This is a genomic window from Bacteroides sp. RTP31139st1_H2_RTP31139_211217, assembly GCF_040227615.1.
Taxonomy (GTDB): domain Bacteria; phylum Bacteroidota; class Bacteroidia; order Bacteroidales; family Bacteroidaceae; genus Bacteroides; species Bacteroides uniformis.
The window spans coordinates 8,962-14,792 of record NZ_JBCNZM010000002.1 but is presented as its reverse complement, the minus strand read 5'-3'; the positions used below and the strand labels follow the sequence as shown (position 1 = coordinate 14,792).

Here is a 5,831-nt window from a genome sequence, read left to right as displayed (position 1 = left end):
TGCCTCCACAATCCCTTCTTTTTTCTGTTTCCACACCACCGGAGGCTGTGTCAGCTTCAACACCCTGCACGAGGGCAGCTGCACCGTTTTCCGTTCTCCGCCGATTTCCATAAAATTATCTTTCTGAGTGACATTGCGGTCCACCACATAGAACATGAGTCCGCATACCATTGCCACACCGGTAACCAGCATTCCTATCATTATATAAGTCGTTCGTTTCATAACTGTCTTCTTTTATTTTTGTTTCTTGATAAACTCCTGATACATCCCGGACAACTCCTCGGCAGAGATGCCCAGCGTGAAAATCTGCTTGAAGAAATAATCCACTTCCTCCTTCAGAAAATACTCTTTCCTCAACGAGAGAATCAGCTTGCGTGCACCTACCGACACAAAATAGCCGATACCCCGCTTGTTATAAATCACTCCTTGCGTCTGCAAGTAGTCGTACGAACGCATCACCGTATTGGCGTTGACCTCTACCACAGCCGCATATTCCCGTACCGAAGGAATACGTTCTTCCTCCTGATATTGCCCGAGAAGTACCTCGTCGCAAATGCGGTCTGCTATTTGCAGGTAGATGGCTTTGCTTTCCTTAAAGTTCATAGTTACCAGCGATTAATGATTTCGGACTCCTTGAAACGGAAATAGGCAAGCACCCAGTTGAAAAGGGCGAAAAACGAAGTTATAAAAATCAGCCAGCCGCCCGATGCCTCTCTGTCAATATAGGGCTCAGTCATGAAGAAGTTATTAGGCAGAATGGCCTTCAGGCACAATACAGCTATCAGGATATATGAAACGAAGATGCAGACACCGGCCGCAAAAGTCTTGATAAGTGCATTTTTGGGCCAGACCGTACTACCCAGCAGGAAGAAAGACTGTAGGAAAAAGTAGCAGCTCAGGAATATCCCCACCACAGCCGGTCCGCTTCCTATCGTCTCATAGAAACAGTTCGTGTTACAGCAGAATTCCCACAACGGAAAGGAGTGAACGACATGCAGCTCCGGGTAGGCCAGAAGATAGAAGACGACTCTTGTCAAGTCCGCCAGCTTGAAAGCTATCAGAAAGACCAAGATAAAGCCGCAGGTAGCCACCAGCCAGCGGGCAAAGAATTTCTCGAACATGGTGGCAGGTGTCATGAGCACAACGGTACGACTCGTCTTGCTTTTCATCCTTTCCATGGTAAACGAGGCGCTAATGCATCCCCAAATGACAAGTCCCCAAAGAAAGAATCTGGACTCAAACTCCCAGATAGGGTCCATGCCCACAGCTCCCGCTTCCAGATTGTGATACTGATAGTATCCATTCCAGACAAAGACTATGGCCAACATTCCGTAGACCATCACCGAGCGGAGTATATAGGTCTTCCAATTCTCCACCATCTCTTTGCGGCATACGTTCACAAAGCGATGCAAACTAAAAAAGGTATCGCGTATCATTATTCATTTGTTTTAGTGTGAAACATTTCCGCTATCTTCCCAGGCTCTGCAAGTACGGCGCCAAACAGCAGTTCAAGATTAATCTCCGATTCCTCACCTTCCGTATTGGGCAGCATCAAGAAATTGCCTTGTACGGAGGGAAGCGTGTACAAGGCAGTCGCAGCCAACTCCCGGTCGTCACTCTCCAAGAAGAACAGCTTACTGCAAATGCTGGCAGTGGATTCGTCCAGCAATACGCGGCTGTTGTCCATAATCAGCACATGGTCCAGTACTTTGTCAATGTCACGCACCTGATGGGTGGAAATGACAATCGTCTTGTCGTCCGACATACCCGAAGCCAGAAATTTGCGGAACTGGCTCTTTCCCGGAATATCCAGTCCATTGGTAGGCTCATCCATCAGCAGCAGGGAAGTATTGGTGGCCAGCGCAAAACTCATGAAGATTTTCTTTTTCTGCCCCATGGACAAGGCTCCCAAATCAGCATCCATATCCATCTCGAAGAAATGTAGGTACTTCACCATGTCTTCCTTGCTGAAACGGGGATAGAACTTACTGTTCAGTTCAATATAGCTGACCAAGGAAATAGGAGGCAGCTCGAACTCCTCGGGTACCAGAAACATGTCCTGCAACGTGACGGGCAACCGGCGGCGCATGTCGGTATCATGATACATCACTCTCCCACGTTTGGGAGCCAACAAACCGCTCATCAGATAGAGCAACGTAGACTTGCCGGCTCCGTTCTTACCCAACAGACCGTAAACCCGGCCGGCTTCCAGCGAAAGTGAAAAATCGCTCAGGACTTCTTTCCGCCCCTTGCGATAACTAAATGAAATGTTTTCTACTTGTAACATACGCTTGGATGAATTAAATATCTTATTGTTTATGTGTATTAGTATAATAGTACACCGCAAAAGTAGACATTCTTTTCAATACGACAAGCGTTTCAAGAAAAAAAATGCTCAGAAAAAGGAACAATTCTATTCTTTGGTTCGAAATTAGCCTCACACGCAAGAAGATTAGGACACTTCTGTATCCATTTAGGACTCTATATTTCCTGCCACTTGCTTTACATTTGCAAAGGAGCTAAAGACATGAATATGAAAAACGAAGAAAAGATTTACCAACTTAACACATACAATATAGCAGAATATACAAGTACGGACTATACCGACAACGATATTGCTATACTTGGAGATTTCAAGAACTTGCTTTTCAACAAGTATTTCAAGTTGAATGCAAACATCTATGTGGTCTGTGTAAAAGGAAGACTGCAGATAAACATCAATACCCAAAAATATGCTATCTACCCCGGTGAGATGCTGATTTGTATGCCCAATATGATTCTGAGCAATTGCACAACCAGTTCCGACTTCAAGGGCGCCATGTTCTGTCTGTCGACCCAGATTACACAGAAGTACCTTCATAAAAGTAGTGACATATGGAACAAGGCTTTCTATATCAGCCAGAATCCGGTAGTACGCATTGACAAGGACAGAGTGCAACTGTTCGATTTATACTATAAGGTGATACGTGCCCGAATGAAACAAGCGGAGCAGCCCTACTACAAAGAAGTCATCAGGTCGCTGATACGCACCATGCTGTATGAGCTGCTGGCAGATTTAAACCAGTTGAGCACCCCTCCCGAAAGCCAAATGGTGAAGCGGAGCAACATTCTATTCAAGAGATTCCTCGACCTGCTGGCCTGCACCGAGGTGAAAAAACGTTCTATTTCCTATTATGCGGGTAAGCTGTGTGTTACTCCCAAATATCTTTCCACCGTCTGCAAAAAGGTCAGCGGAAAGACAGCCTTCGAGTGGATAAACGATTATGTGGTCGAAGACATCAAATATTTTCTGAAGTATTCCAATAAGTCTATCAAGGAGATTTCCGAGCATCAGGATTTCCCCAACATCTCCTTTTTCGGGAAGTATGTGAAGACACACTTAGGCACTTCACCCACGGACTACCGCAAGCAATCACTGCCTCCAAGGGGGACCCTGCAACAAAAAAGGAGGAGCTAAGAATCACTCTCCACTCCTCCCGACACGACAAACAACTAAAATTATTGCTATTTGATGCCGTCCAATGCCTTGTTTGCTGTGGCATTGGTGGGGTCGATAGCCAGAATTTTATTCCAGTACTCTTTCGAAGTAGCATAGTCACTCTTCAACAGATAGTAGTAGCCCAGATAACTGTAACACTCTATCAATGCAGAGTTGTACCTCGGTTCGTTTTTGGCAAGCAGTACGTCCACCACCTTCTCGTAATAAGGTTTCGCCAATCCCTCTGTAGTTTCGGGGTCCATGGCAGAGTGTGTGCGGGCGCGCCACATATCTCCCAAATAACTGTCGGGAGCTTGTTCGGCAACAAGTGCGAACACAGAGTCGGCAGCCTGCAATGCCGCCATGCGGTCGGCAGACTGAACGGAGAGAGTGTCCGAGGACGTACCCTCTCCGTAGTACAGACGCCCTAACTGGAATAAGTTTTCGGACGTCTTTTTATCTTGTGCCAGCGAGTCATAGTACTTTTTATAAGCAGCAATGGCTTGGGTATAGTCGTTTTTCAATTCATAAGCATCGGCAATCTCACGCCACAAATCCACCTGACTCTCATCCTTCTCCAATGCCTTACCATATTCCTCAATGGCCTGGTCATATTTCTTCAGAGCACTCAACAGAGCACCGTGATAGCGGTAATCCAAGCATGAATAATCGGCATTATCCGAAGCATTGAAGAAAGCATCGGCAGCCTTCTCTGCCTCGTCATAACGCTTGAGGTCGACATTGTTGTACATCACAAGCCGGTTGAATGCGGCATGGCGGGCATTCTTCTGCAAACCTTTCTGCGCCACCGCCAAGGATTTCTCGAAGTCGTGGTTCAGGAATAGTGCAAAAGCATATTTCAGGATGTCATCTTCCGTAGCCACGGGAGTATCGATGAACTTGGCATAGGTGTCGGCAGCCTTGCCAAAACGGTTGGTGGCGTAATACACTTCCGCCAGCTCCTTGTCTGCTTCCAGGCAATCCGGAGCTATGGCCTTCAGCTGGTTCAGCTTCTCTATGGCCTGCGAAGGACTGGCAGACTTGTATGCCTGCGCATATTTCAGATACGCATCCTTATAATTCGAATCAAAATAGATGGCTTGCTCATAAAGCTGGCATGCCTTTCCGATATCTTTCCGGGCAAAAGCGATGTCACCCTCGAGTACAGAAACTGCCGGAGCCTTGTTGTCGGCCTTTCTTGCCATCTCCAGATAGGTTTCCGCCTCTTTCAGCTGTCCTACATCCAGATAGGCACGGGCCACGGAAGTCACAAGCTCCACATTTTTCTTGTTCTTGCCCTTCAGCAGTTCTCCGGCTGCGTCGGAAGCCTGCTCCGGATTCGTCTTTATCAGACTTTTTACTTTATCCACCCCCGCCTGCCATTCGGGCACCGGCGTTTGTGCGGCGAGCGTACCTGCAAACAGCATCGCTCCCAAACAAAATACAAATCTACGTTTCATGTTAGCATTCATTTTAGTTATTCATCCTTGACGTTCACCACGCGCACCGGTTGGGTGGCGGGGACCAATCCCGACTTCAATATAATCCGCTGTCCCCGGTCGGAAGCGAGGAAAGAGGCAAATCCCCACGGAAGTGCGCTCCGCGGATCATTCAACAAGGCATAGATGCTGCGTGCCAACGGATAATCACCGTAATACAAATACGCCTGATAGGGTTTGTAACTGTTGTCCGGCATGGCCTTGTCAGCAGCACTGACGGACATCAGCCGCACCTCTTTACTGAAAGAGAGCCCCGTACTGTCATTCCGGTCGCTCAGCCAGTTCACGCCGATAATACCGATGGCATCAGGCGTGCGGGCCACGTAGTCAATCACCTCCCTATTGGTTTTCAACGCTTTCAACTGACTGGAAAGCGGTACACCCTTACAGATGGAATCGACAGCAAAACGTACGGTACTGGAGTTCTTGTTGTCAAACACAAGACTGATATCCCCCAGACGGGAAGCCGGATAGATATCTTTCCACTGCTTCGCATCACCCGTCAGGATGCGGCGGATGTCCTTCACACTAATCAATGAATCTGGATTGCCAAGATGGGTTATCAATGCCAGCCCGTCCGTAGCAATCTTTATCTCCTGCGGAAAAAACTTCCGGCTATTGAAGGAATTCATCTCTTCGGGAGTCAGTCTGCGACTGGTTATTGCCAACCGCAGACTGTCCTTGAGCAAGAGGTTGACGGCATCGACTTCCGTCACATAACGGGGCACAATTCCTGCCAAGGGGAACAGTCCTTCGAACACGTCAATTTCTTCCTGCACAATAGGCTGGAAACTTTCGTCCGCAGCAATTGCAATCACACCGGAGGTATACGTATCCGTTTGTCCGTCCTTGGG

General features: G+C 47.6%; 6 protein-coding genes and 1 pseudogene. 1 reads left to right on the top strand and 6 read right to left on the bottom strand.

The genetic code is table 11. From position 1 onward, the window contains the following. The 4 genes and pseudogenes from ABUA47_RS00485 to ABUA47_RS00470 all read right to left on the bottom strand — a co-directional run. Positions 1-222, bottom strand: a pseudogene (locus ABUA47_RS00485) (hypothetical protein); the annotation flags it as partial. 12 nt (positions 223-234) lie between these two features. Then, positions 235-603: a GntR family transcriptional regulator gene (locus ABUA47_RS00480; RefSeq protein ID WP_005828614.1), complete on the bottom strand. Its 369-nt coding sequence runs from the start codon at positions 601-603 to the stop codon at positions 235-237. 2 nt (positions 604-605) lie between these two features. Next, positions 606-1,436: a hypothetical protein gene (locus ABUA47_RS00475; RefSeq protein ID WP_035450294.1), complete on the bottom strand. Its 831-nt coding sequence runs from the start codon at positions 1,434-1,436 to the stop codon at positions 606-608. Beyond that, positions 1,436-2,287, bottom strand: a complete 852-nt coding sequence (locus ABUA47_RS00470; protein WP_005828621.1) for an ATP-binding cassette domain-containing protein — start codon at positions 2,285-2,287, stop codon at positions 1,436-1,438. The genes ABUA47_RS00475 and ABUA47_RS00470 overlap by 1 nt, the downstream gene beginning before the upstream one ends. Positions 2,288-2,533: 246 nt before the next feature. Here ABUA47_RS00470 and ABUA47_RS00465 point away from each other — a divergent pair, with 246 nt between their 5' ends. Further along, positions 2,534-3,457 carry a helix-turn-helix domain-containing protein gene (locus ABUA47_RS00465; protein ID WP_008665930.1) on the top strand — a complete coding sequence of 308 codons (924 nt, stop codon included), beginning with the start codon at positions 2,534-2,536 and terminating at the stop codon, positions 3,455-3,457. A gap of 47 nt (positions 3,458-3,504) precedes the next feature. Here ABUA47_RS00465 and ABUA47_RS00460 read toward each other — a convergent pair whose 3' ends face one another. Further along, entirely contained in the window at positions 3,505-4,950 is a 1,446-nt protein-coding gene (locus tag ABUA47_RS00460; RefSeq protein WP_009037282.1) for a tetratricopeptide repeat protein, read from the bottom strand. A gap of 5 nt (positions 4,951-4,955) precedes the next feature. Further along, the coding region (locus ABUA47_RS00455; protein WP_349831367.1) for a substrate-binding domain-containing protein at positions 4,956-5,831 on the bottom strand (876 nt) is incomplete at its 5' end.

What these genes read in the sequence shown, in the direction of transcription:
- ABUA47_RS00460 (WP_009037282.1), bottom strand. Translation starts at nt 4,950, where the DNA reads ATGAATGCTAACATGAAACGTAGATTTGTATTTTGTTTGGGAGCGATG.
- ABUA47_RS00470 (WP_005828621.1), bottom strand. Translation starts at nt 2,287, where the DNA reads ATGTTACAAGTAGAAAACATTTCATTTAGTTATCGCAAGGGGCGGAAA.
- ABUA47_RS00475 (WP_035450294.1), bottom strand. Translation starts at nt 1,436, where the DNA reads ATGATACGCGATACCTTTTTTAGTTTGCATCGCTTTGTGAACGTATGC.
- ABUA47_RS00480 (WP_005828614.1), bottom strand. Translation starts at nt 603, where the DNA reads ATGAACTTTAAGGAAAGCAAAGCCATCTACCTGCAAATAGCAGACCGC.
- ABUA47_RS00465 (WP_008665930.1), top strand. Translation starts at nt 2,534, where the DNA reads ATGAAAAACGAAGAAAAGATTTACCAACTTAACACATACAATATAGCA.